This is a genomic window from Streptomyces sp. NPDC006335 (assembly GCF_040612795.1).
Taxonomy (GTDB): Bacteria; Actinomycetota; Actinomycetes; order Streptomycetales; family Streptomycetaceae; genus Streptomyces.
Window position 1 is genome coordinate 179,521 of record NZ_JBEXQX010000007.1, and the last position, 24,157, is coordinate 203,677.

Genomic DNA, 24,157 nt, shown 5'->3' on the forward strand with positions numbered 1-24,157 from the left:
CGCGGGAGGCAGCGGCCGCTGGGGCGTGATACGGGGGCTTCGGCTCGGCGTGACAAAATGGGAGGCCGTTCGTCCGTCCTTTGATGCTGCGAGGTTCTCGGTGAGCAAGCACGTGGGCCGCGAGCCGCTGCGCAGTAATGCGCGGTCCAACCGGGCGCGCATCCTGGCCACGGCCCGTGAGGAGCTGGGGCGGAACCCCGATGTCACCCTGGAGGAGCTGGCGCGGGCCGCCGGGGTCGTCCGGCGCACCCTCTTCGGGCACTTCCCGGGGCGGGCGGCGCTGGTGGAGGCGCTCGCCGAGGAAGCCGCCGAGACGTTGCGGAACTCGGTGGAGGCCGGGCCGGAACCGGGGGAGTCGGCCGAGCGGGCGTTGGCGCGGTGCGTACTGCGGATGTGGCCCGTGGGCGATCGCTACCGCATGCTGCTGGCGCTCACCCGCCGGGACCTCGGCTCCGAGCGCGTCACCGAGGTGCTCGCGCCGGCCCGGGAGGCCGTCACCGGGATTCTGGAGCGCGGGCAGCGGGACGGTGTCTTCCACTCCCATCTGCCGCCGGCCGTGCAGAGCACAGGCCTGATGGCGTTGATCGTGGCTCTGGTGGAGTCCGTCAACACCGGCGCGCTGGAGGACGACGGGCACCGGATCGCCACGGCCACCCTCATCGCGGCCGGCGTGCCGAAGGATCGGGCGAGCGCGGTGGTCGAGGAGGTTGCGTCGGCGATGGCTGCGGCTCCTCCGGCCCACGGCACCTGATTTCTCTCCGACCGACCCGTCGACGAGGTGCCCCGGGCGTCGTCGCGGCGGAAGGTGACCGACCTGCCGGAGAAGTGGGCGGTGAGCTCGGATCCGGTCGGAACCGTAGCCCCGGGTTCAGTTTCGGGCCCAGGGCGTCGGACAGGTCCGCGTACGACAGGGGGGGGCGGTCGCCTCCGCCGAGCGGGCCCGAGCCTCGCTGTCGTCGTCCGAATTCATCAACCCGCCCATCCGCAGGGCGAGTTCGCTCACCGGCAGCCGGCAGCCGGCAGCCGGCAGCCAGCATCCGCAGCCGGCATCCGCAGCCGTCGGCGGGTTCGTGCAAGTAGTACGGGCACGGGGTTTCAGGCGGGACTCGGGGGCGCCCCGGACTTCCGTACCTGATCGACCTTCGCGGCGGCGGTGTCCGGGGCGACTCCGGCGGCAATGAGGGTGGCGGTGGCGGCGCCGGTGCCGTCGTCGGACCACAGGCCGCAGTCGGCGCAGTCGAGCAGGGCCAGCAGTTGGGCCTCGATGGCTCGGCCGAGCGGGCCGGGCGGGACCGTGGTCTGGAAGACGCCCTGTCGGCGGCCGTGGGCGAAGACCCTCGCGGCCATGGAGCGGGCGGGGGTCAGCAGTTCGTCGACGCGTGCGCGTGCGAGGTCGTGGCCGCGGGCCAGCCGGATGAGGGCGCGGTAGCGGTCGCCGACGGGCCACACCATGAGGACGAATCGCGCCAGGTCCGCGACGGCGTCGGGGGTCGGGGCCGGGGCACCTGCGACGGCGCGCCGGATCGCCTCCGCGGCCTCGGCGGCCAGGCCCTCGACGAGCGCGGCCCGGCAGGCGAAGTGGACGTACACGGTGCGCCGGGCCACACCGGCGGCGGCGGCGATGTCCTCCAGGCGGCTGTCGGGGTCGCAGGTCAGTTCCCGGCGAGCCGCGTCGAGGATCCGGGCACGGGTGGCCCGCGCGTCCCGACGCTGCGTCGAAGTCGAAGTCGAAGTCGAAGTCGAAGCCGGAGCCGGAGCCGGAGCCGGAGCCGGAGCCGGAGCCGGAGGGGGCGGTGTCTCGTGGGGCCGGGCCGGAGACCGTCTCGGCCCCGTCGTCGGTGTTCGTGCTGGTCGGCTGGTCACGTCGGTACCTCGAGGGCGGGTGGCAGGAGGGAGCCATAAGGATAGTTGCACATCGAGGGGCAATAAACTAACGTGCACATCGATGGGCAATTAAGCGCTCCCGCTCATCCGCCCGTCCCTCTCAGGAGCTACCGATGCCCTTCCTTGCAAACACCCCCGTGGAGAAGATGACCGGGCCGTACGCGCGGCGCTGGTGGGCGCTGCTCGTGCTGTGCCTGAGCCTGCTGATCACGGTGATGGCGAACACCTCGCTGATCGTCGCCGCCCCCGACATGACCACCGACCTGGGCCTGAGCAGCAGTGATCTGCAGTGGGTCGTCGACAGCTACACCGTTCCGTACGCGGCGCTGATGCTGGTGCTGGGGGCGATCGGCGACAAGTACAGCCGGCGCGGCGCGCTGGTCCTCGGTCTGCTGATCTTCGCCGGCGGTTCGGTGATGGGGAGCATGGTCGACGAGACCTCGCTGGTCATCGTGGCCCGCGCGATCATGGGTGTCGGTGCCGCGGTCGTGATGCCGGCCACGCTGTCCCTGGTGGTCGCGACCTTCCCCCGGAGTGAACGGGCCAAGGCCATCACCGCCTGGGCCGCGACCTCCGGGGTGGCGGTAGCCGTCGGCCCGCTGGTCTCCGGCTGGCTGCTCGAGGACCACGCCTGGGGCTCGACCTTCCTGATCAACGTGCCCATCGCCGTCCTCGCCGTGTTCGGCGCGCTCGCCCTGGTGCCGCCGTCCAAGGCGGAGGGCATGGGCCGGATCGACTACGTCGGTGGTCTGCTGTCGATCGTCACCGTCGGCTCCCTGATCTACGCCGCCATCGAGGGCCCGCACTCCGGCTGGGGCGTCGGCCCCGTCACCGCGGCCGTCGTCGCCGCCGTCGGTCTGGCCGCCTTCGTCGCCTGGGAGCTGCGGCACCCGCACCCGATGCTGAACGTCCGTATGTTCGCGCTGCGGCCCTTCAGCGGCTCGATGCTCGCGGTGATGTTCTTCTTCTTCGGCATGTTCGCCGTGATCTACTACTCGACGCAGTTCCTGCAGTTCGTCCTCGGCTACGGCGCCCTGGAAACGGGTGTACGGCTGCTGCCGCTGGGCGGTGCGGTGTTCCTCGGGTCCGCGGTGACCGGGGTGCTCGCCCCGAAGCTGGGGGTGAGGGTGATGGCCGTGACCGGCCTGGCCATCGGCACGGCGGGCATGTTCCTGCTCACCCAGATCGACAAGGGGTCGACGTACGGGGACTTCCTGGTGCCGCTGATGATGCTGGGCCTCGCGCTCGGACTGGCCATCTCCCCGGCGACCGACACGATCATGGGCTCCTTCCCCGAGTCCGAGCTGGGCGTCGGCGGCGGTGTCAACGACACCGCGCTGGAGCTGGGCGGGGCCCTGGGCATCGCGGTGCTGGGCTCGCTGCTGGGCACGGCCTATCGGGACGAGCTCACCGACCTGGTGGGCAACCGGCTCCCGGCGGAGGCGATGGAGACCGCCAAGGACTCGGTCGGCGCCGGCCTGGCCGTCGCGCAGCGGGTCGGGCAGGATCCCTCCGCCGGGCCCCAGCAGGCCCAGGCCGCCGTGGACGCCGTCCACCAGGCCTTCGCCCACGGCGTCGCCCAGACCAGCCTCATCGGCGGGATCATCATGGCCGCCGGAACCCTGATCGTCCTCGCGGTCCTGCCGGGCCGGCGCGGCTTCGCGAAGCAGAGCGCCGAGCCGGGGACCGGGACGACGGCGAGCGAGGCTGCGACTGTGCGGGAGCACACCGGGTCCACCCGCTAGCTCGCCGGCGGGGCGTCCGCGGGATCGACGGTCGACGCGTCCGCGGGATCGACGGCGACGCGTCCGCCGGATCGCCCGCCGGGTGCGTCGGCCAGGAGCCCGGCGGCACGGGACGCGCAGGGCACGGGTGTGGTCCACGGTCCACGGCCGGCGGGCTGGGGGTTCCCCGGCGTCAGAGGAGGGGGACCCGGGTGAAGTGGCCGGCCGCGTGGAGTTCCCGCTCGATGCGGGTCGCCGTGAGGTGGAGCTCGGGAAGGATCTCCGCCACGCACTCCTCCGCCGTGCGGCCCGCCGCGTGCAGGGCCACGTTCACGGCGGCGACCGCCCGGCCCGTACGGTCGCGCAGCGGGACGGCGATCGTGCGCAGCCCGTCCTCCCAGTCCTCGTCCAGCAGGGCGTAGTCCTGGGAGCTCTCCCTGTCCGCGAGCAGCACCCGGCCCAGCGATGTCGCCGAGGCCGGCAGCCGGGTGCCCACCCTGATGTCCACGCCCATGATCCGCGGGGACACGGCCCTCGCCGTGTACTGGATCTCCGGGCCGGCGTCCGAGCCGGACGACGGCACCAGGATCGCGAGCGCCGTCGATTCCCTCACCCGGGCCGAGAGGTCCGTCAGGTGGGGGGTCGCGATGCGGGGGAGGGTCGTACGGGAGAGGGGCGGGAAGCCCAGGCCCAGGACCCGGGGGGTGAGGCTGAAGGTACGGGAGTCCGGCCGCTGCCGGACCAGGCCCAGGTGTTCGTAGGTGATCAGGGCGCGGCGGGCCGTCGCCCGGGTCAGGCCGGTCGCCCGGGCCACGTCCGTCAGGGTCAGTGCGGCCCTGCCCTCGCCGAACGCCGTCAGGACCGTCAGTCCGCGGGCGAGGGACTCGATGAACTCCCGGCCCAGTTCGTTCTTGGACGCGCCGATCCAGGCCGCCGATCCGGAGGGCGGCGGGCCCGGGTCCGGCTCCGGGGCGGCGGCCAGTTCGCGTTCCATCCCGGCCACCGTCGCCCGCAGCCGTGGCAGCAGCGTGTCGCGCAGGTCCGTCGCCGTGTGGCGGCTGGTGTGGCTCACCACGCTCGCCACGCAGGCCGTCCGGCCCGTGCGCGGATCCCGTACGGGGACGGAGACCGCCACCAGGCCCGGCTCGATCAACTGGTCGTCCAGCGCCCAGCCGTCCCGGCCCGCCTGTGCCGCCGTCGCCTCGAACTCTCCCTCCGCGAGCGGGAGTTCCCGTGGCGGTACGGCCCGGAAGCCCCGGTTCTCCGGGTCCGCCGCCCGGCGTTCGCGCCACGTCCGCCAGTCGTCGTCCGTCCACTCGGAGGCGAACAGGGGCCCCGGCGCGGTGCGTTCGGCGGGGAGCAGATCGCCGATGCGGAAGCTGAGGGACATCGCGCGGCGGCGGGTGGCCTGGTGGATGAAGCGGATGCCGTCACGGTCGGCGACCGCCAGGGACACCGACTCGTCCAGTTCGTCGGCCAGGGCGTCGGCGGGTCCGGACAGCAGGGCGGGCAGGCGCAGGGCGGCGAGATAGGCGTTGCCGAGCTCCATGAGCCGGGGGGTCGTCACCGCGTCCCGGCCGTCCAGGCGGACGTACCCCATGCGGGCCAGCGTCGCTGTGATGCGGTCGACCGTGGAACGCGCCAGGCCCGTCGCCCGCTCCAGGCCGCTCAGGCTCAGCGTCCCGCCCACGTCGGTCAGTTCCCGCAGCACCCTCACCCCCCGGATCAGCGGCTCGACCGCCTCGGCCGGCACGGCCGGCTCCGGTACCGGCGGGGGAGTGGTCGTCTCAGCGGGCATCGGCTCTCCGGTACGGCGGTCGCGGCAGGCCTACGGTAATCCGCCACGACACCTGCGGCGCGCCACGGGTCCCATGAGCCCTACGGCACCTGCGGCGCGCCCCGCTCCCCATGATCTCTACGGCACCCGCTACACGCCACGACTCCGTGAGCCACGACCTCTACGGCACCCGCAACACGCCACGACCCCCGTGAGCCATGACCCCCGCACCCGCAAGACGCCACCAGCCCTGCGCCACCCACCACCCCTCCCCGCACCCCTACCCCCGCACCCCCTACCCCCGCGTCACCCGCACCCGATAACCCCCGTCCCCGCCCCCGTCCGCCCCCAGCACCCGCACCCGGATCCCCCGCCCCGGATCCCGGAACTCCTCCCCGGTCGCGAACGGCGCGTCCGAGAGTTCCGCGTGGACGTTGGGGCTCCGGGTGCAGCCGCCGCTGTTGCGCCGCGCGTCGTACACGCGTACCGGGCCCCGCCCGGTGTCCACGTCCGCGTCGACCCTGTAGACGAGGACGCCGGGCCGGCACACCGTCTCGTCGTTGCCCTCACGGGTGCGGAGTTCGACCGCGTATCCGGTGCGGCGGCCGAGGGGGACGAAGAGGAGCTTGGTACCGAGGCCGGGCCGGGCGAGCGGGGTCAGCGTGTACTCCGAGGTCCCGGGCGCGGTCACGCAGTTGATCTGCGACGCGTCGAGCCAGCCGAGCTTCCACTTGTGCCAGCCGAGGAGGTCGTTGTTGGCGCCCCAGTCCTCGCTCATGATGTCCCAGTGGCCGACCGCGCCCCCGCCGTTCTGGGTGTAGAGGTCGGGCAGGCCGAAGACGTGGCCGTTCTCGTGGGGCAGGACCCGGTAGCCGGTCTGGGGGTAGGAACCGGAGCCGTCGTCCTGGCGGGAGTAGACGAAGGAGGCGTTGGCGACGGGGACGCCGTCGGCGACGGGGGCGTCGGTGTTGCCGGCGAAGGTCACCGACAGGACCGTGTCGAGGGCGGAGGGGCCGGCGTTCGGGGTCACCAGGACGTTCAGGAAGTCGTACGACCGGAAGTCCACCTCGGGGTCGGCGGCGGCCACGATGTCCTGGACGAGCCGGCGGTAGCCGGGGTCGAAGGGGGCGCCGCGCTCTATGCCGTAGGCCCGGAACGACTTCGGCATGCGCAGCCAGTCGGTGATCGGGGTCTCGGGGCGGTAGTCGAGACGGCCGTAGGAGCTGGTGCGGAACCAGTCCTGGGTCTGCGGGAAGAACTCGCGGAAGCGGTCCAGGGCGGTGCCGGAGCCGCGCGCGTCGGAGAAGTCGATCATCAGGGTGAGGGCGCGGACGGTGCCGGTGGAGCGGGAGTAGCCACCGGGCGTGGGCAGGCCCTCGGACATCTGGACGGCCGGGCCGCCGCTGATCAGACAGGCGTCGTGGGAGTCGGAGCGGGCCAGGGCGACGGGGCCGGCGGTCGTGGTGCCGGGGGCGGGGCGCTCGGTGCCGGCCGAGGTGCTGACCGTGAGGGTCAGCGCGGTCACGGACGCGAGGGCGACGCGCCGCGGGCGTATGCGACGTCTGGTCCACGGCATGCGAGCACCCTTCGGAGCGCGGCAGCCGCTGGTCGGAGGGCTGCTCCTCTTGGATCACCCTGGGCCGGGGGAGGGGAGCACGCGCGCTGGAGGAGACCGAACGTGGGTATCGCGGGTCTGGACGGGGCTCTCGCGGATGTGTGACTCGGGTCACAACATAATTTCTCCTCAACCCGAAATAACCGGGGAGCGTCTCCCCGTTTAGACCTGTGTCCGAGCGAAACGGGGACTGAGTCCCCGGATCACCCGCAACCGACCTAGGAGCACACCGTGCAGACCGCTCTCTCCGTGCAGCGCAAGGCGCCCCGCGCCGACGCCCTGCGCAACCGCGAGCGGATCGTCACCGCCGCCAGCGAGATGTTCACCGAGTTCGGCCCCGACGTGCCGCTCGACGAGATCGCCCGCCGGGCAGGCGTCGGCAACGCCACGGTGTACCGGAACTTCCCCGACCGCGACGCGCTCGTCCGTGAGGTCGTCTGCTCCGTCATGGACCGGACGTCCGAGGCGGCCGAGCTCGCGCTCGCGGAGACCGGGGACGCCTTCGGCGCTCTGGAGCGCTTCGTGCACGCGTCCGCCGACGAGCGGATCACCGCGCTGTGCCCGATGATCCAGGGCGCCTTCGACCAGCACCACCCCGACCTGGTGGCCGCACGCGAACGCATCGAGCAGCTCGTCGAGCAGCTCATGGACCGGGCCAGGGCGGCCGGTCAGCTCCGCGCGGACGTGAGCGTCGGTGACCTGATGGTCGCCGTGGCCCAGCTCTCCCGGCCCCCGGCCGGCACCGGCTGCCTCACCCTCGACGGGTTCGTGCACCGCACCCTTCAGCTGTTCCTGGACGGACTGCGGGCCCCGGCCCGCTCCGCGCTGCCGGGTGCGGCCCTGAGCATGGAGGACCTCCGCCAGGCCTGATCCCACGACGACTTGATCCGACGACGACTTGATCCGACCACGCACCGATTAGTTCACAGCGCGAGAACAGTCTCCAACAACGACTTTCGACCGGCCGTCACCGACGACGGACCGTCCCCTCAAGACATTTTTTTTCCGTTCCGAAGTCCCGAAGTGGGTACCCCCATGTCTGAAACAGCCGCAAAGGCTCCCGGCGCACCGGCCGTGTCCGGCGACGCCAACCGCTGGAAAGCGCTCGTCTTCATCGCGCTCGCCCAGCTGATGGTCGTCCTCGACGCCACCATCGTGAACATCGCCCTGCCGTCGGCCCAGACCGACCTGGGCATCTCCGACGGCAACCGCCAGTGGGTCGTCACGGCCTACGCGCTCGCCTTCGGCGGTCTCCTGCTCTTCGGCGGCCGCATAGCCGACCTGTGGGGCCGCAAGAACGCCTTCGTCGTCGGCCTGATCGGCTTCGCCCTGGCCTCCGCGCTCGGCGGTGCCGCCACTTCCGGCGCCATGATGTTCGGCGCCCGCGCCCTCCAGGGCGTCTTCGGCGCGCTGCTGGCGCCTGCCGCGCTCTCCCTGCTCGCCGTGATGTTCACGGACGCCAAGGAGCGCGCCAAGGCGTTCGGCATCTACGGCGCGATCGCCGGTGGTGGCGGTGCCGTGGGCTTCATCCTCGGCGGTGTGCTGACCGAGTACATGGACTGGCGCTGGACGTTCTTCGTGAACATCCCGTTCGCGATCGTCGCCGCGCTCGGCGCGTACTTCGTCATCCGTGAGCCCGAGGGCGGCCGCAACCGCAACCCGCTCGACATCCCCGGCGTCCTGCTGTCCACCCTGGGCCTGGTCGCGCTGGTCTACGGCTTCACCCGCGCCGAGTCCGACGGCTGGGGCGACTCCGTGACCGTCGGCATGTTCGTCGCGTCGGCCGTCCTGCTGATCGCGTTCGTCGTCACCGAGGCGAAGGTCAAGGCCCCGCTGCTGCCGCTGCGCGTGATCACCGACCGCAACCGCGGTGGGATCTACCTCTCCCTCGGCATCGCGATCATCGCGATGTTCGGCACCTTCCTGTTCCTCACCTACTACCTGCAGATCGTGAAGGGCTTCACGCCGATCAAGACCGGCTTCGCCTTCATGCCGATGATCGTCGGCATGATGGTCGGATCCACCCAGATCGGTACCCGTCTGATGACCCGCCTGCCGGCCCGCCTGCTGATGGGCCCCGGCTTCCTGGTCGCCGCGGTCGGCATGCTCCTGATGACGCAGCTGGAGATCGGCTCGTCGTACGCCTCGATCATCCTGCCCGCGATGCTGCTGCTCGGTCTCGGCATGGGTACGGCGTTCATGCCCGCCATGTCCCTGGCCACCCTGGGTGTCGAGCCCCGTGACGCCGGTGTCGCCTCCGCGATGGTCAACACCTCGCAGCAGGTCGGCGGCGCGATCGGTACGGCCCTGCTGAACACGATCGCCGCGTCGGCCACGACCTCCTACATCGCCGACCACATCGGCTCCGCGACCTCCAAGTCGCAGGCGCAGCTCGTGGCGCTGGAGGGCCAGGTGCACGGCTACACCAACGCGATCTGGTTCGCCGTCGGCATGCTGGTGCTCGCCGCGGTGATCGTCGTGACCCTCGTCAACGCCGGCCGCCCGGACACCACCACGGTGGCCTCCGGAGAGGGCGCCGAGGAGGAGCTGGCGGTCCCGGTCGTCGCCCACTGACGACGACCGTCCGGCCGTACCCCTTCGGGCCTGTCGTACGTACGGGGATGGGGACGCTCCGCACGTACGACCACCGAGGATCTGCCCTGGCTCAGCGGAGCCAGGGCAGATCCGCGCCCGCCTCGTCCGGCTGGAGTCCCTCGGCGACGATCTGCATGATCTCGCCGAGGGACTTCTGCTGTTCCGGGGTGAGCCGGTCGAAGACGGCGTTGCGCACGGCCCGCACATGGCCGGGCGCGGCGCCCCGCAGCATCTCCAGGCCCGGGTCGGTGAGCACCGCGAACTGGCCCCGCTTGTCGTCCGGGCAGTCCTCCCGGCGCACCCAGCCGTTGCGCTCCAGACGGGCGATGGCGTGCGAGAGCCGGGACCGGGTGATCTTCGCCTTCATGGCCAGCTCGGTCATCCGCAGCCGCCTTTGCGGGGCCTCGGCGAGGCCGACGAGCAGCCCGTAGTAGATGTGCGGCATGCCCGCGTCCCGCTGGAGCTGACGGTCGAGGTGATCCTCGAGGAGGGTCGTGGCGTGCACGTACGAGCGCCAGATGCGCTGCTCTTCGTCGTCGAGCCACTGGGGCTCCTCGTCGGGGGCGGGTGCCGTGTTCATGTGTCCCACTCTACGAGCTCTCTCCTTGAAGCTTAAACAAATGAGGCGTACAGTCATGTCGGTAGAAGCTTTAAATTTGAAGCACCGCTCGCATCGGAAGTACCGGAGGAGTCCCCGCCATGTCCGCCGACACGCTGGAGCGCATGCCCGCCCTGTACCTGAGCCACGGAGCCCCGCCGCTCGCCGACGACCCGATCTGGCCCGGTGAGCTCGCCGCCTGGTCCGCGGACCTGCCCCGCCCCAAGGCGATCCTCATGGTCTCCGCCCACTGGGAGGAGGCCCCCCTCGCCCTCGGCGCGGTGACCCCCGTCCCGCTCGTCTACGACTTCTGGGGCTTCCCCGAGCACTACTACAAGGTGACCTACGACGCCCCCGGCGCCCCCGAACTCGCCGAGTCCGTGCGCAAGTTGCTGCGCGCCCCCGGCACCCCCGTGCAGGACGTCCCGGACCGCGGCCTGGACCACGGCGCGTACGTCCCGCTCGTCGAGATGTTCCCCGAGGCCGACATCCCCGTCCTCCAGATCTCCATGCCGACCCTCGACCCGGTCCGCCTCATGGAGATCGGCCGCAAGCTCGCCCCGCTGCGCGACGAGGGCGTCCTGATCGTCGGCTCCGGCTTCTTCACCCACAACCTCGCCGCCCTGCGCCACACCGGCCCCGGAGTGCCCACCTGGTCCTCGGAGTTCGACGACTGGGGCCGAAGGGCTCTGGAGGCGCGGGACGTGGACTCCCTGCTGGACTTCCTCGACAAGGCCCCGGCCGGGCGCTACGCCCATCCGCGCACCGAGCACTTCGCGCCCCTCTTCGTCACCATGGGCGCGGCCGACGTGAGCGGCGAGCTGGACACGCAGAAGTCCGTCATCGACGGGTTCTGGATGGGCATGGCCAAGCGGTCGGTGCAGTTCGGCTGACGTTCGCCGGTAGGCCCTACAGGTCCTTCTCGTACCAGGCGACGTCCCAGTAGCGGCCGAACTTCCGGCCCACTTCCCGGTACGTCCCGACGTACCGGAAGCCGAAGCGTTCATGCAGCCGCGTGGACGCTTCGTTGGGCTGGGCGATGCCGGCGTAGGCGCGATGCAGGTCCTCGCCGGCCAGTGCTTCGAAGAGGGCCTTGTAGAGCAGGGTGCCGACGCCCCGGCCGCCCGCGTCCGGCGCGAGGTAGACGGTCACCTCTACGGAGGTCGCGTACGCGGGCTTCGCGCGGAAGGGGCTGGATGTGGCGTACCCGAGGATCCGCTGTGAGGTTCCTGTCGGGTCCGTGTCCGTGGCAACCATCAGGCGGTACGGGCCGTCTTCAGGGTGGGAGAGCAGCCAAGGACGGCGCTCTTCCGGGGTGAAGACAGCGGTGTCGAACGTGATGGGCGTCTCACGGACGTAGTGGTTGTAGATGTCGGTGAGGGCCCCGAGGTCGCTTTCGACTCCTGGCCTGACCTGCACCTCTGCACGTTCTGACGGCATCACGCCTCCCCATGTGGCCGGACAGGGTACTGCAAGATCAGAAAAATAGCGGCACCGCTTGGGAATTCTGTCCGGTTTCCAGTCGTTGTTTCCATCGGATGCAGGGCACCCGAGGAGAGTCCGGAAAGCAACCGGAGCCGGGACCCAGCGTCCGAAGGACCACCCGCTGACCCAACATCGCAAGGGAGCACGCATGGCAACCCGTGCCGTCGCCCGTCGCAAGTCCGCCACCGGCGGGTCTACCGACGCGGCACGCAGTGTTCGCGTCCATGGCGGCGAGATCGCCGACCGCGACCTGGTCGGCATGTACCTCGACGAGATCGCGCGTACGCCGCTGCTCGACGCCGCCAAGGAAGTCGAGCTGTCCCAGATCATCGAGGCGGGTGTGTTCGCCCGACAGGTCCTCGACGGGTACGAGGAAGCCAAGGCGGACGCGACCCGCGAAGAGCTGGAGGCCCTGGTGGAGGAGGGGGAGCGCGCCAAGGACGTGTTCATCCGCTCCAACCTCCGCCTGGTCGTGGCCGTGGCCCGCCGCTACCCCCGCAGCGGACTGCCCCTGCTCGACCTGATCCAGGAGGGGAACGCCGGCCTGGTGCGCGCGGTCGAGAAGTTCGACTACCGCAAGGGCTTCAAGTTCTCGACGTACGCGACCTGGTGGATCCGTCAGGCCATCACCCGCTCCATCGCCGACCAGTCCCGCACCATCCGGCTGCCCGTCCACCTCGTGGAGGAGCTGGGCCGCATCCGCCGTGTGCAGCGCGAGTTCAACCGCGAGCACGGCCGCGACCCGGAGCCCGCGGAGATCGCCGCCGAGCTCGGCTCCAACGCCGAGCGGGTGATCGACGTCCTGGACTGGGCCCGCGACCCGGTCTCGCTGAACATGTCGGTGGACGACGACGGCGACACCCAGTTCGGCGACCTCCTGGAGGACACGTCGGCGGTCTCGCCCGAGCAGTCGGTGCTGACCCTGCTGCGCAGCGAGGAACTGGACGACCTCATCGGCCGCCTCGATCAGCGCACCGCGTCCATCATCAAGATGCGGTACGGCATCGATGACGGGCGCGAGCGCACGCTGACCGAGGTCGGCAAGGAGCACGGGCTCACCCGCGAGCGGATCCGGCAGATCGAGAAGCACGCCCTGCTGGAGCTCAAGAAGCTGGCGCGGTCCACCGGGTTCGACGCGGCGGCGTAGGCGGGGTGTGCCCGCGTACGCCGGGTGGCGAAAGACCGCGTAAACATGGCTGTACTAGGCCGCTTGAACCGGCCGGACCCTGGGAACAAGACTTCAGGGCCCAGGTGTTCGGACCCGGAAGCCATGCTTTCAGGCCCTCCGCACCCCTAGGACCCTCCCGAACCAAGTCCCGACGCAATCCCCCCCCGGCGCCGGGACTCTCCCCGAGCCGGACCTCGGCGCCCCTCCCCCCGGGCGCCGGGGTCCGGCTCTTTTTTCACGCCTCCGGAGAACGGAACGGTGGGTCACCCCGTACCTGAACCACGGGGTGACCCACCGAAGGGCAGATTCTGTCACATCGACGGGGTGCCTCCGGCGGTCGAACGGGGGTTCCTGGGCGGCGGGTGCGCGACCGGTCCCCACCCGCCCGCGGGCGTCCGACCTCCGAACCCCCCGCCCCCTCAGGCGACTTCCCCCGACGCCCGAACCAGCCGGGTGCCCAACTCCCGCACCGCCTCCACGAGTTCCTGCGGCTGCTCCACCCGGAACTCCACCCCCGTCATCGCCAGCCGCACCGCCATCCACTCCACCGAGTCCCCCACCGACGCCCGCAAGCGGCACCGCCCCTCGCCCAGCGGCTCCGGCACCCCCATCCACGCCGGCACCCGGGCCCCCACCACGGACGCCTCGCCCTCGAAGGTCACGACCAGTTCGTACGTCTCCTGACGGCGGTACATCGACTGCCGCAGGTACTCCGCCGCACTCCCCGTCGGCAACTCCCGCGGGGCGAACCGCGCTCCCGTGGCGAAGGGGTCGTTCACCCGGTCGACCCGGAAGGTCCGCCAGTCGCCGCGGTCGAGGTCGTAGGCGACGAGGTACCAGCGGCGCCCGGTGGAGACCAGGCGGTAGGGCTCCACGACCCGGCGGGACTCGGCGCCGTCCTTCGCGCGGTAGGCGAAGCGCAGCCGTTCGTGTCCGGCGACCGTCGACGCCATCACGGTCAGGGTCTCGGTCGGGATGCTCGCCCCGTCCCCGCTGGTCAGCGGAGTCGTCGCGGACTGGAGGGTGGAGACGCGGTGCCGCAGTCGGGACGGCAGGACCTGCTCCAGTTTCGCCAGCGCCCGTACGGACGCCTCGTCCACGCCCTCGACCGCGTGCCCCGCGCCCGCCCGCAGTCCGACGGCGATGGCCACCGCCTCCTCGTCGTCGAGGACCAGCGGGGGCATGGCCTTGCCCGCGACGAGCCGGTAGCCGCCGTCGGAGCCCTTGGAGGCCTCGACGGGGTAGCCCAGTTCGCGCAGGCGGTCGATGTCCCGCCGGACCGTGCGGCGGGAGACCCCGAGGCGGTCGGCGAGCTCGCCGCCGGGCCATTCGCGGGGCGTCTGGAGGAGGGAGAGGAGCGTCAGGAGCCGTGCCGGGGTGTCCGTCGTCATGAGTTCGAGGATGCCGTACTACTAGGACACGATCTGACCTAATAGGGTCATAGCTTGACGACATGACCTCCACCGAGACCACCCTTTCGGGCACCCTCGACGCACAGCCCGCCACGGGCGACCGGCGTCGCTGGTTCGCTCTCGCCATCGTGATGACCGCGGCCTTCATGGACCTCGTCGACGTCACGATCGTCAACATCGCCATCCCGTCCATCCGGCAGGACGCCGGCGCCTCCGTCAGCCAGATCCAGTGGATCACCGCCGGATACGCCCTGGCCTTCGCCGCGGGGCTGATCACCGGAGGGCGGCTCGGTGACATCCACGGGCGCAAGCGGCTGTTCCTCGTCGGCATCGGCGGGTTCACGCTCGCGTCGGCGCTGTGCGGCTTCGCCGCGAACCCCGAGATGCTGGTCGCGGCCCGGATCCTCCAGGGCGGCATGGCGGCGATGATGGTTCCGCAGGTGCTGTCGATCGTCCACGCGACCTTCCCGGCGCACGAGCGGGGCAAGGTGTTCGGACTGTTCGGCGCGGTCGTCGGGCTCGGGGCCGTCTCCGGTCCGCTGCTCGGGGCGCTGCTGACCGAATGGAACCTCTTCGGCCTCGAGTGGCGGCCGATCTTCCTCATCAACCTGCCGGTCGGGATCATGGGGCTGGTGCTCGGAAGCCGCTTCATCACCGAGTCCAAGGCCCCGCGGGCGCTGAAGCTGGACCTGCCGGGCGTGGCCCTGGTCGTGCTCGGGCTGCTGATGCTGCTCTACCCGCTGACGCGCGGCGAGGAGCTGGACTGGCCGCTGTGGGGCTACGTGTCGATGGCCGGCGCGCCCCTCGTGTTCGCGGCGCTGGTGGCGTACGAGAAGCGCAAGGGCGAGCGGGACGGGTCGCCGCTGGTCGAGCTGTCGCTGTTCAAGGTGAAGAGCTTCGCGGCCGGGATCGCCGTACAGACCGTGTTCGGGATCGGGCTCGGCATCTTCTTCCTGGTGTGGACCCTGTACATGCAGACCGGGCTGGGCTGGAGCCCGCTGCGGGCGGGACTGACCGGGGTGCCGTTCTCGATCGCCGTCTCCGTGGCCGCCGGGCTCTCGGTGCAGCAGCTCGTCCCGCGCTTCGGGCGCAAGGTGCTCCAGGCCGGCGCGCTGCTGATGGCGGTGGGCGTGCTGCTCTACCTCTGGGAGGCCGAGCGGTACGGCATGTCGATCAGCTCGTGGCAGATGGCGTTGCCGCTGGTCGTGATGGGCGTCGGCATGGGCCTGATCGTCGCGCCGCTCACCGACGCGGTCCTGTCGGAGGTGCCGCGCGAGCACGCGGGTTCGGCGTCGGGGCTGATCAACACCGTGCAGCAGATGGGCAACGCGCTCGGGCTCGGGCTGGTGTCGGTGGTCTTCTTCGGGGTCATCGGCGACGACCTGCGGCCGGAACAGCTGGGCCCGGCCTTCGTGGACGCCTTCCAGCACGCGCTCGGGTGGGTCGCGGCGGTGATGGGCGTGATCTTCCTGCTCATGTTCGCGCTGCCGAAGCGGCCCGCGCAGCACGTGGAGGGGGCCGCGGAGCTTCCCGCGGTGGAGGAGAAGGAGCCCGAGCTGGTCTCCTGAAAAACCGAGCAAGGGGCCCGGTACCTGCTGAGGTACCGGGCCCCTTGCTGTACTCGGACACCACCAGACGTCCGTTCATGCCCGAATGACGTCCGAACCTGTTTACTTCTCGGAAATCCGGGCGTAGCCTCCCGACTGAAACCACACGTTCGGGCATCAGTCGGAGGCGAGCGGACATGTACGCACCGGAGCGGCAGCAGGAGATCCTCCGGCTCGCCCGTGACGGTGGGCGGGTGGACGTCGTCTCCCTGGCCGAGGAGTTCCAGGTCACCGCCGAGACCATCCGGCGCGACCTGAAGGCCCTCGACCGCGCCGGGCTGCTGCGCCGGGTGCACGGCGGGGCCATCCCGGCCGGGCGCCTCGACTTCGAGCCTGACCTCGCCGAGCGCGAGACGACCGCGGCCGACGAGAAGGACCACATCGCCAAGGCGGCCCTCGCCGAACTGCCGACCGAGGGCACCCTGATCCTCGACGCCGGCACGACCGTGGCCCGCCTGGCCGCCGCCGTCCCGCTGGAGGCCTCGCTCACCGTCGTCACCCACAGCCTGCCGATCGCGGCCCGCCTCGCGGACCACCCCGGCATCCAGCTCCATCTGGTCGGGGGGCGCGTCCGGCACCGTACGCGCGCCGCCGTGGACGCCTGGGCGCTGCGGGCGTACGGCGAGATCCGGGCCGACGTGCTCTTCGTGGCGGCCAACGGCTTCTCCGCCGAGCACGGCCTCACCACCCCCGACCTCGCCGAGGCCGCCGTCAAGCGCGCGGCGATCGCCGCCGCCCGCCGGGTGGTGCTGCTCGCCGACTCCGCCAAGCACGGCCAGGAGCACTTCGCCCGTTTCGGTGACCTGAGCGATGTGGACCTGCTGATCACCGACAGCGGGCTGAGTCCCGAAGACGCCGTCGCCATCGAGCGTGGCGGCACGGAAGTAGTGCGCGCATGATCCTCACCGTCACCCCGAACCCGTCCCTGGACCGCACGTACGAGGTTCCGTCCCTGGAGCGCGGCGAGGTCATCCGCGCCACCGGGGAACGCATGGATCCCGGCGGCAAGGGCGTCAACGTCTCGCGTGCGGTGGCGGCCGCAGGACAGCGCACGGTCGCGGTGCTGCCCCTGGGCGGGGCGCCCGGAGCGCTCGTCGCCGACCTGCTCGACGCGCAGGGCATCGAGGTCGCGCCGGTGCCGGTCGCGGGTGCGACCCGGTCGAACATCGCGCTCGCCGAGTCGGACGGAGTGCTCACGAAGATCAACGCGCCGGGTCCGGAGCTGTCCGCGACCGAACAGGAGCTCCTGCTGGAGACCGTGCGCGAGCAGTCGCGTGACGCCTCCTGGATCGCGTGCTGCGGGAGCCTGCCCCGGGGGCTCGCGCCTTCCTGGTACGCCGAGGTGGTCGCGCGGGCGCACGCCGGCGGCGCCCGGATCGCGCTGGACACCTCCGGGCGCGCCCTCCTGGAGGCGCTGCGCGAACGGCCCGACGTGGTCAAGCCCAACGCCGAGGAACTCGCGGAGGCCGTCGGACGCCCCCTGTCCACGGTCGGCGACGCGGTCAAGGCGGCCGAGGAACTGCGGGAGATGGGCGCGCGGGCGGTGCTCGCCAGCCTGGGTGCCGACGGGCAGTTGCTCGTGGACGGCTCGGGCGCCTGGTTCGGCAGCGCGCGCGTGGACGCCGTACGCAGCAACGTCGGCGCCGGCGATTCGTCGCTGGCCGGCTTCCTGATCGCCGGCGGCAGCGGCCCCGGCGCCCTCGCCTCCGCGGTCGCGCACGGCGCGGCGGCCGTCCAGCTCCCCGGCAGCGTCATGCCGACCCCGGACGACCTGGACCCGGCCGCGGTGACGGTCACGGCCGAGGTGCCCGTGGACCGGGTGCTGACGGAGCCGGTGTCATGACCGGCCCGGCCACGGCGGCTCCCGGTACGGCGGTCCCTCGCGACGCCGGTACGGCCGCGCCGGCGCTGTTACCGCGCGCCGCCGGCCCCCTCCCCGAGAACCCCCACCGCCCCACCCCCGTCCCCACCCCTCCCGCCCACCCCACCCCCCGGGCGATACGCGTGCGAAGGAGCCCGCGATGAGCGACATGATCACCGCGGACCTGGTCGATCTCGACCTGTCCGCCGACACCAAGGAAGCGGCGGCCCGTGCCCTCGCCGAGCGCATGGTCGCCCTGGGCCGGGTGACCGACCTGGAGGGCTTCCTCGCCGACGTGGCCGCCCGCGAGGCACAGATGCCGACCGGCCTCGACGGGGGCATCGGCATCCCGCACTGCCGCAGCGAGCACGTCACCGAGCCGACGCTCGCCTTCGGGCGCAGCTCCGCCGGGATCGACTTCGGCGCGGCGGACGGACCCGCCGACCTGATCTTCCTGATCGCCGCACCGGCCGGCGCGGACGACGCCCACCTGACGATCCTGTCCTCCCTCGCGCGGCAGCTCATGAACGCCGAGTTCACCGACGCGCTGCGGTCGGTCGGGGACGCGGGGAGCGCGGCCGCGCTGATCCGCGGGGACGAGGCACCGGCCGAGGGCACCACCGAAGACTCCGTTGCGGCATCGGCGGCGGCCTCCGCCGATGCCGCAACGGCCAGTACCGCTCCCGACGTTCCCGAGACCCCCTTCCGGATCGTCGCCGTCACCTCCTGCCCGACCGGTATCGCCCACACCTACATGGCTGCCGAGTCGCTGGAGAACGCCGGCCGCGAGGCGGGCGTCGAACTCGTCGTCGAGACACAGGGCTCGGCGGGCTTCGACCGGCTCGACCCGGCCGTCATCGCGGCGGCGGACGGCGTGATCTTCGCGCACGACGTCCCCGTGCGCGACAAGGACCGCTTCGCCGGCAAGCCCACCGTCGACGTGGGGGTGAAGGCGGGCATCAACCGGCCCGCGGAACTCATCACCGAGGTGCGCGGGAAAGCGGCACGCGGCGAGGTGACCGCGGGAGCCGCCGGAGGCACCGGAACGCCGGTCGAGCGGGCCGGCGAGTCCGGCGACAGCTACGGCACCAAGCTCCGCAAGTGGCTGATGACCGGCGTGAGTTACATGGTCCCGTTCGTCGCCGCGGGCGGTCTGCTGCTGGCCCTCGGGTTCGCGATCGGCGGCTGGCAGATCGCGAACGCGCCCTCGGTCATGAAGCACTTCTCCTGGACCGAGATCGACAGCTGGGGCGCCCTGCTGTTCCAGATCGGCCAGGTCGCCTTCGGCTTCCTGGTCCCGGTCCTCGCCGGATACATCGCGTACGGCATGGCGGACCGGCCCGGCCTCGTCCCCGGCTTCGTCGGCGGCATGATCGCCTTCAACATCAACGCCGGCTTCCTCGGCGGCCTGGTCGCCGGTCTGCTGGCCGGCGCGGTGGTCCTCGCCATCCAGCGGATCAAGATCCCGCCGGTGCTGCGCGGCATCATGCCGGTGGTGGTGATCCCGCTGATCTCCTCGCTGGTCGTCGGATTCCTGATGTTCGTCGTGATCGGCAAGCCCATCGCCGAGGCCCAGAAGGGCATGACGGACTGGCTCAACGGCCTCTCCGGCAGCAACGCCATCCTGCTCGGCGTCCTCCTCGGCCTGATGATGTGCTTCGACCTCGGCGGCCCCGTCAACAAGGTCGCGTACGCCTTCGCCACCGCCGGGATCGCCGTCCAGGACCCCAGCGACTCCGCGATGAAGGTCATGGCCGCCGTGATGGCCGCCGGCATGGTCCCGCCGCTGGCCATGGCCCTCGCGACCACCGTCCGCAAGAAGCTCTTCACCGAGACCGAGCGCGAGAACGGCAAGGCCGCCTGGGTCCTCGGCGCCTCCTTCATCTCCGAGGGCGCCATCCCGTTCGCCGCGGCCGACCCGCTGCGGGTCATCCCGGCCTCCATGGCGGGAGGCGCGGTCACCGGCGCCCTGTCGATGGCCTTCGGCGCCACCCTGCGCGCCCCGCACGGCGGCATCTTCGTGGTCCCGCTGATCGGCAGCCCGTTCCTCTACCTGATCGCCATCGCGGCGGGCGTGTGCGTCACGACCGCGCTGGTGGTCGTCCTGAAGAGCATGCGCAAGCCGACGCCGGCGACTACGGCCACCGCGACGACCGATGCCACCGCTCCGGCGGCCGACCGGAAGCAGCCGGTCGCGGCCTGATCCCTGCCCCTTTGGGGCGGCTGTGAGTTGTTCACGGCACCTGCGAGATACGTCACGGTCCGGGACCAAAGTCCCGGACCGTGGTGTCTACTGGAACGCATGCCTGAGCACGTCTCCGTCTACCAGTTGCTTGGTATGACCCTGCTTGTCCTGGTGGCCGTCGCCTGGGCGATCGGGCTGGCCCTCATGCTGCGCCGCGGCCGCCACCAGGCCGCGCCGTGGCGCTCCGGCCACGGTCTGCCCGCCCTGCCCCACCAGCGCCGGACCGGCCCCGGGCACGAGCACGTCGAGCTGACCCCGGCGGAGGAGGACGCCTTCGCGGGCCTCGTACGACAACTCGGCGGCGGCCGCTGACACGGACGCCGGAGCCGGGACGCACGGGGCCCCTGGCGGGCGAGGGTGTGCCGCCGCTCAGGAGACCTGAGCCGCCCGCCGCTCCATGGCGTCGCGGGCCGCGTCCTCGGAGACGTACACCTCGCACATGTGCCGCCCGTCGGGCGTCGCCGTGTGCTCGACCTCCCACAGGGAGATCTCCGCGCCGTCCCGCAGCAGGAACGCGTGCTCGTACAACGAGAAGCCCAACCCGGCACGCCCCGCCCGGCACGGGCGCCCGAACGCCTGCGTGATCTGGTGGGCGAACGCCTCGGCCAGCAGCGCGGCCGTCTCCGGGCCCGGCCGGTCCGCGTTCTCCGCGCGGCGCAGCAGCCGACGCGCGTGGTCCGCCGAGTCGTCCGGGACGTAGGCGTGCCGCGGCGGGTGCACGGGCGAGAGCTGCACCGTCACCGGCAGCTCGAAGTCAGGGGTGTCCGGCGGCAACGGCAGCCGCATGGTCGCCGCCCGCAGCTCCTCCTCGTCGACGTACACCTCGTGCTGCGGGACGCTGTCCCGCGCGGTGTTGTGGACGAGCTCCCACAGAGTGAGCGCCGAGCCGTCGGCGAGCAGCCAGGTGTGCCGGTACGTCTCCCGGTGCAGCCCCGCGCTGTGGTGCGCGGAGTGCAGCGAACTGTCGTACGCCAGCGCGCAGTCCAGTCGCCTGATGGCCTCGTCGGGCAGCTCGAAGGAGTTCAGGGCACGACCGAGGAGCCGCGCGAGGTGCTCCTCCGGAGACTCGGGCGACTCGGGTGGTTCGTACGCTGCCGTCTCGTACGGAACGCTCAAGGTTTCTCCCGGCGTTGCTGCATGTCACCTTGTGGGTGCATACCGTAGCCCCTCGGTCGGACATCATGTCCGGGAACCGAGAAAACGTACGCTCGGAAAACGCCCGGGCCGCGCAAGATGTTCCCGCGCGGCCCGACGATCCGTCAAAATCCCCTGATCAGAAGGGGATTGCGGCGATCATGACGTGCCCGTGGCGCTGCCCGCGACCCACTCGTTCCACGACATGTTCCAGCCGTTCAGCCCGTTGTCGGGTGCCACGGTCTTGTCTGGGGAGTTCTTCACGACCACCACGTCCCCGATCAGCGAGTTGTCGTAGAACCACTTCGCCGGGGTGTCCGCCTGCCCGCCCTTGACGTCCCGCAGTCCGACACAGCCGTGGCTGGTGCCGGTGCGCCCGAAGGGCGGATTCCCTTGGTTGTACCAGTAGTTGCCGTGGATGAAGGTCCCCGACTGCGTCAGCCGCATCGCGTCCGGCACGTCGGGGATGTCGTACGCGTTGGCCAGCGCGACCGTCCGGCTGTCCATGCGGATCTTCTTGTACTTCTCGGAGATCACCATCTGCCCGTTGTAGGTGGTGAACTCCGGGCTCCCCGTGGAGATCGGCACCGTCTTGACGGTCGTCCCGTCCCGCACGACCTTCATGGTCTGGGTGTCGGCGTCCACGGTGGACACCTGAGAGCGCCCGATCGTGAAGCTGACGGTCCTCTCCTGCACACCGGTGACGCCGTTGGCCCCCTCGACCCCGTCCAGGTCGATCTTCATCGTGACCTTGGAGCCGGCCTTCCAGTACTCCTCCGGGCGGAAGTCGAGCCGCTGTGCCCCGAACCAGTGCCCGACCACCTGCTGCCCGCTGCTGGAGCTGACGGTGATGTGCGACTGCACGGCCTTCTTGTCGCTGATCGCCTTGTCGAAGTTGAACGACACCGGCATCCCCACACCGACCGTCGTCCCGTTGTCCGGCGTGTACGTCCCTATGAAGCTGTTCGCCTTGGAGACGGTCGTGAAGACGGACTTCGCGGTCACGGCCTTGCCGTCGGAGTCCTTCGCCGTCGCCGCTATCTCGTACTTCGTCCCGCGCTCCAACTGCTCCGCGGGCTTCCAGCTCGCCCCGCCCGCGGCCAGCGAGCCCGGCACCTCCTGCCCCGTGCCCGCCACCGTCATCTTCACGCCGGTCAGCTTGCCGTCGCTGACCTTCACGCCGGTCCTGTTGATCGACGCGCCCGTCGAACCGTTCTTGGCGGAGATGGCGATCTGCGCCTCGGAGGTCTTCGCGGGGTCCTTGCCGCCCTTGCCCTCGCTCTTGGCGTCGGAACCGCCTCCGCACGCGGTGAGGGTGAGGGCGCCGACCATCAGGACGGCACAGGCCCCCAGTGCGCGCCGCGCTGCTATGTCCGGCGTTGTCACGGGCTGCTCCAGATTCGTGTGATGTGCGTTGTCCGCTCCACTCCGTGAAGAAAGAGGGACCCGGTCCCCGGCCGGGTTCCCTACGAGCGCGACGAATGCCATCACGTGACAGAACCGGGACGAAATGCTGGGATGCGCTTGGGGTGGAGCCGGGTGCCTACGGTGGGTGCGGTGTGGGGTTGTGGGGCGGGTGCGGGTCCGTGGGGGCGGGCGTTTCGCGCAGTTCCCCGCGCCCCTGAGGGGTTGCGGTCAGCCGCACTGGGGCGAACCGTTCGCCGCCTGGCGCGGGGCGCCTCAGGACGTGCCGGGTGGGGTCGTGGGGCGGGTGCGGGTTCGTCGTGGCTGGTCGCGCAGTTCCCCGCGCCCCTGGGGGTGCGGTCAGCCGCACTGGGATGAACCGTTCGCCACCTGGCTGCGCGGTTCCCCGCGCCCCAGGCACGCGCTGCGCCCGCCCCCACCGAACCCGCACAGGCCGCCGCAGGCACTCAGGGGCGCGGGGAACTGCGCAAAACGCCCGCCCCCACCGACCCGCGGTCAGACCAACACCCCCCGCCCTCGCCGCCCCGCCGCCGCAGGCATCACGTCCCGTACAGCTCCCGGTACGCCGGCCACGTCCCGCCCGCCCCCTCCACCGACTCCGCCGCCCGCACCGCCCGGACGATCGCGCGGGTCACCACATCCGCGCCCGCGGCGAGCACGGCGTTGAGCGCGAGGGGGTCCCCCGCGTCGAGCGGCCGCGCCCCCGTGGACAGGGCGAACACCGTGTCCCCGTCGTGCAGCAGGTGCACCGGCCGCACGGCACGCGCGATGCCGTCGTGCGCGGTGCCCGCCACCTTCTGGGCCTGGGCCTTCGACAGTTGAGCGTCGGTGGCCACCACCGCGAGCGTGGTGTTGAGAGGGGGCGCCGCGTTCCTCGCCGCGGTCTCGGCGAGCCGCCGCCGCGCGGCGTCATGCACCCGCTCGTCCGGATACCGCACCCGCCCCCCGAACAACTCCCCGTACAGAACCCCCGTCTCCGGATCCGACACCGCCCCCACCGCGTTGGCCACCACCAGCGCCCCCACGGTGATCCCCGAGGGGAGTACGACACTCGCCGTCCCCACCCCGCCCTTCATCGCCCCGACCGCGGCCCCCGTCCCCGCCCCCACACACCCCTCCGCCACCTCCGCGCCGAAGGCACTCGCCGCGGCGGCCTCGACGGCGGCCCGCCCGGTCGCCGCGTCCGGACGGGCCCGGAAGTCGCCGCCCCGCCCGAGATCGAAGACACAGGCGGCAGGCACGACCGGCACCACGTGCGAGGGATCCGGTCCGACCCGCACCCCCCGCCCCCGCTCCTCCAGCCAGGCCATCACCCCGGAGGCCGCGTCCAACCCGTACGCGCTGCCCCCGGTCAGCACGATCGCCTCGACCTTCTGCACCAGGTTGCGCGGGTCGAGCGCGTCGGTCTCCTTGGTGCCGGGTCCTCCACCGCGCACGTCCACCGCGGCGACGGCCCCGCCCTCCGGGGCGAGCACGACGGTGGTGCCGGTGAGCCAACCGCCGCCGGTGCGGGTCGCGTGCCCCACGCGTACCCCGGTGACATCCGTCAGAGCGTCAACTGTCATGGGACCAGTCTCTCCAGCCTCGCCGCACTCCTCAGGACCGGCGGTCCGGACGGTTCTGACGG

20 protein-coding genes are annotated in these 24,157 nt (G+C 71.7%); 11 read left to right on the plus strand and 9 right to left on the minus strand.

From position 1 onward, the window contains the following. The first annotated feature begins 100 nt into the window (after positions 1-100). Entirely contained in the window at positions 101-751 is a 651-nt protein-coding gene (locus ABZ098_RS21455) for a TetR/AcrR family transcriptional regulator (RefSeq protein ID WP_356593389.1), read from the plus strand. A gap of 344 nt (positions 752-1,095) precedes the next feature. Here ABZ098_RS21455 and ABZ098_RS21460 read toward each other — a convergent pair whose 3' ends face one another. Then, the gene (locus ABZ098_RS21460; RefSeq protein WP_356593777.1) at positions 1,096-1,680 is read right to left on the minus strand and encodes a TetR/AcrR family transcriptional regulator; all 585 of its coding nucleotides are present in this window, start codon (positions 1,678-1,680) and stop codon (positions 1,096-1,098) included. Between the two features lie 317 nt (positions 1,681-1,997). On the opposite strand from ABZ098_RS21460, the gene ABZ098_RS21465 reads away from it, so the two are divergent. Beyond that, on the plus strand, positions 1,998-3,629 hold the full coding sequence (locus ABZ098_RS21465; protein WP_356593391.1) for an MFS transporter: 1,632 nt from the start codon (positions 1,998-2,000) through the stop codon (positions 3,627-3,629). Between the two features lie 172 nt (positions 3,630-3,801). Here ABZ098_RS21465 and ABZ098_RS21470 read toward each other — a convergent pair whose 3' ends face one another. Both ABZ098_RS21470 and ABZ098_RS21475 read right to left on the minus strand, forming a co-directional pair. Further along, complete coding sequence (locus tag ABZ098_RS21470; RefSeq protein ID WP_356593393.1) at positions 3,802-5,406, minus strand: helix-turn-helix domain-containing protein; 1,605 nt, start codon at positions 5,404-5,406, stop codon at positions 3,802-3,804. 274 nt (positions 5,407-5,680) lie between these two features. Continuing rightward, positions 5,681-6,961: a M6 family metalloprotease domain-containing protein gene (locus ABZ098_RS21475; RefSeq protein ID WP_356593395.1), complete on the minus strand. Its 1,281-nt coding sequence runs from the start codon at positions 6,959-6,961 to the stop codon at positions 5,681-5,683. A 270-nt stretch (positions 6,962-7,231) separates the two neighbouring features. Here ABZ098_RS21475 and ABZ098_RS21480 point away from each other — a divergent pair, with 270 nt between their 5' ends. Both ABZ098_RS21480 and ABZ098_RS21485 read left to right on the plus strand, forming a co-directional pair. Then, positions 7,232-7,870, plus strand: coding sequence for a TetR/AcrR family transcriptional regulator (locus ABZ098_RS21480; protein WP_356593397.1), 639 nt, complete (start codon positions 7,232-7,234; stop codon positions 7,868-7,870). Positions 7,871-8,035: 165 nt separating this feature from the next. Then, positions 8,036-9,574, plus strand: coding sequence for an MFS transporter (locus tag ABZ098_RS21485; protein WP_356593399.1), 1,539 nt, complete (start codon positions 8,036-8,038; stop codon positions 9,572-9,574). Positions 9,575-9,665: 91 nt separating this feature from the next. Here ABZ098_RS21485 and ABZ098_RS21490 read toward each other — a convergent pair whose 3' ends face one another. Next, positions 9,666-10,175 (minus strand): MarR family transcriptional regulator, encoded by a 510-nt coding sequence (locus ABZ098_RS21490; protein ID WP_356593401.1) that lies wholly within the window; start codon positions 10,173-10,175, stop codon positions 9,666-9,668. Positions 10,176-10,294: 119 nt separating this feature from the next. On the opposite strand from ABZ098_RS21490, the gene ABZ098_RS21495 reads away from it, so the two are divergent. Beyond that, the gene (locus ABZ098_RS21495; protein WP_356593403.1) at positions 10,295-11,086 is read left to right on the plus strand and encodes a class III extradiol ring-cleavage dioxygenase; all 792 of its coding nucleotides are present in this window, start codon (positions 10,295-10,297) and stop codon (positions 11,084-11,086) included. A gap of 16 nt (positions 11,087-11,102) precedes the next feature. Here ABZ098_RS21495 and ABZ098_RS21500 read toward each other — a convergent pair whose 3' ends face one another. After that, a complete protein-coding gene (locus ABZ098_RS21500; RefSeq protein ID WP_356593405.1) occupies positions 11,103-11,633 on the minus strand; it encodes an N-acetyltransferase family protein in 531 nt (176 codons plus the stop codon). A 193-nt stretch (positions 11,634-11,826) separates the two neighbouring features. Between ABZ098_RS21500 and ABZ098_RS21505 the strand changes: the two genes are divergently transcribed. Further along, a complete protein-coding gene (locus ABZ098_RS21505) occupies positions 11,827-12,825 on the plus strand; it encodes a sigma-70 family RNA polymerase sigma factor (protein ID WP_356593407.1) in 999 nt (332 codons plus the stop codon). A 440-nt stretch (positions 12,826-13,265) separates the two neighbouring features. Here ABZ098_RS21505 and ABZ098_RS21510 read toward each other — a convergent pair whose 3' ends face one another. Then, complete coding sequence (locus ABZ098_RS21510) at positions 13,266-14,237, minus strand: YafY family protein (protein WP_356593409.1); 972 nt, start codon at positions 14,235-14,237, stop codon at positions 13,266-13,268. A 62-nt stretch (positions 14,238-14,299) separates the two neighbouring features. Between ABZ098_RS21510 and ABZ098_RS21515 the strand changes: the two genes are divergently transcribed. The 5 genes from ABZ098_RS21515 (at position 14,300) to ABZ098_RS21535 (ending at position 20,283) form a co-directional block, all read left to right on the plus strand. Next, positions 14,300-15,826, plus strand: a complete 1,527-nt coding sequence (locus ABZ098_RS21515; protein WP_356593411.1) for an MFS transporter — start codon at positions 14,300-14,302, stop codon at positions 15,824-15,826. A gap of 176 nt (positions 15,827-16,002) precedes the next feature. Next, a complete protein-coding gene (locus tag ABZ098_RS21520) occupies positions 16,003-16,764 on the plus strand; it encodes a DeoR/GlpR family DNA-binding transcription regulator (RefSeq protein WP_356593413.1) in 762 nt (253 codons plus the stop codon). After that, positions 16,761-17,708 (plus strand): 1-phosphofructokinase, encoded by a 948-nt coding sequence (gene pfkB / locus ABZ098_RS21525; RefSeq protein ID WP_356593415.1) that lies wholly within the window; start codon positions 16,761-16,763, stop codon positions 17,706-17,708. Before ABZ098_RS21520 ends, pfkB begins: the two co-directional genes overlap by 4 nt. A gap of 178 nt (positions 17,709-17,886) precedes the next feature. Further along, the gene (locus ABZ098_RS21530; protein ID WP_356593417.1) at positions 17,887-19,929 is read left to right on the plus strand and encodes a fructose-specific PTS transporter subunit EIIC; all 2,043 of its coding nucleotides are present in this window, start codon (positions 17,887-17,889) and stop codon (positions 19,927-19,929) included. A 99-nt stretch (positions 19,930-20,028) separates the two neighbouring features. Then, positions 20,029-20,283, plus strand: a complete 255-nt coding sequence (locus tag ABZ098_RS21535) for a hypothetical protein (protein WP_356593419.1) — start codon at positions 20,029-20,031, stop codon at positions 20,281-20,283. A 57-nt stretch (positions 20,284-20,340) separates the two neighbouring features. Here ABZ098_RS21535 and ABZ098_RS21540 read toward each other — a convergent pair whose 3' ends face one another. From ABZ098_RS21540 to ABZ098_RS21550, 3 genes are all read right to left on the minus strand, one after another. Then, positions 20,341-21,087 (minus strand): DUF6227 family protein, encoded by a 747-nt coding sequence (locus ABZ098_RS21540; RefSeq protein WP_356593421.1) that lies wholly within the window; start codon positions 21,085-21,087, stop codon positions 20,341-20,343. 177 nt (positions 21,088-21,264) lie between these two features. Next, entirely contained in the window at positions 21,265-22,491 is a 1,227-nt protein-coding gene (locus tag ABZ098_RS21545; RefSeq protein ID WP_356593423.1) for an Ig-like domain-containing protein, read from the minus strand. Between the two features lie 578 nt (positions 22,492-23,069). Then, the gene (locus tag ABZ098_RS21550) at positions 23,070-24,095 is read right to left on the minus strand and encodes a P1 family peptidase (protein WP_356593425.1); all 1,026 of its coding nucleotides are present in this window, start codon (positions 24,093-24,095) and stop codon (positions 23,070-23,072) included. Between the last annotated feature and the right edge of the window lie 62 nt (positions 24,096-24,157).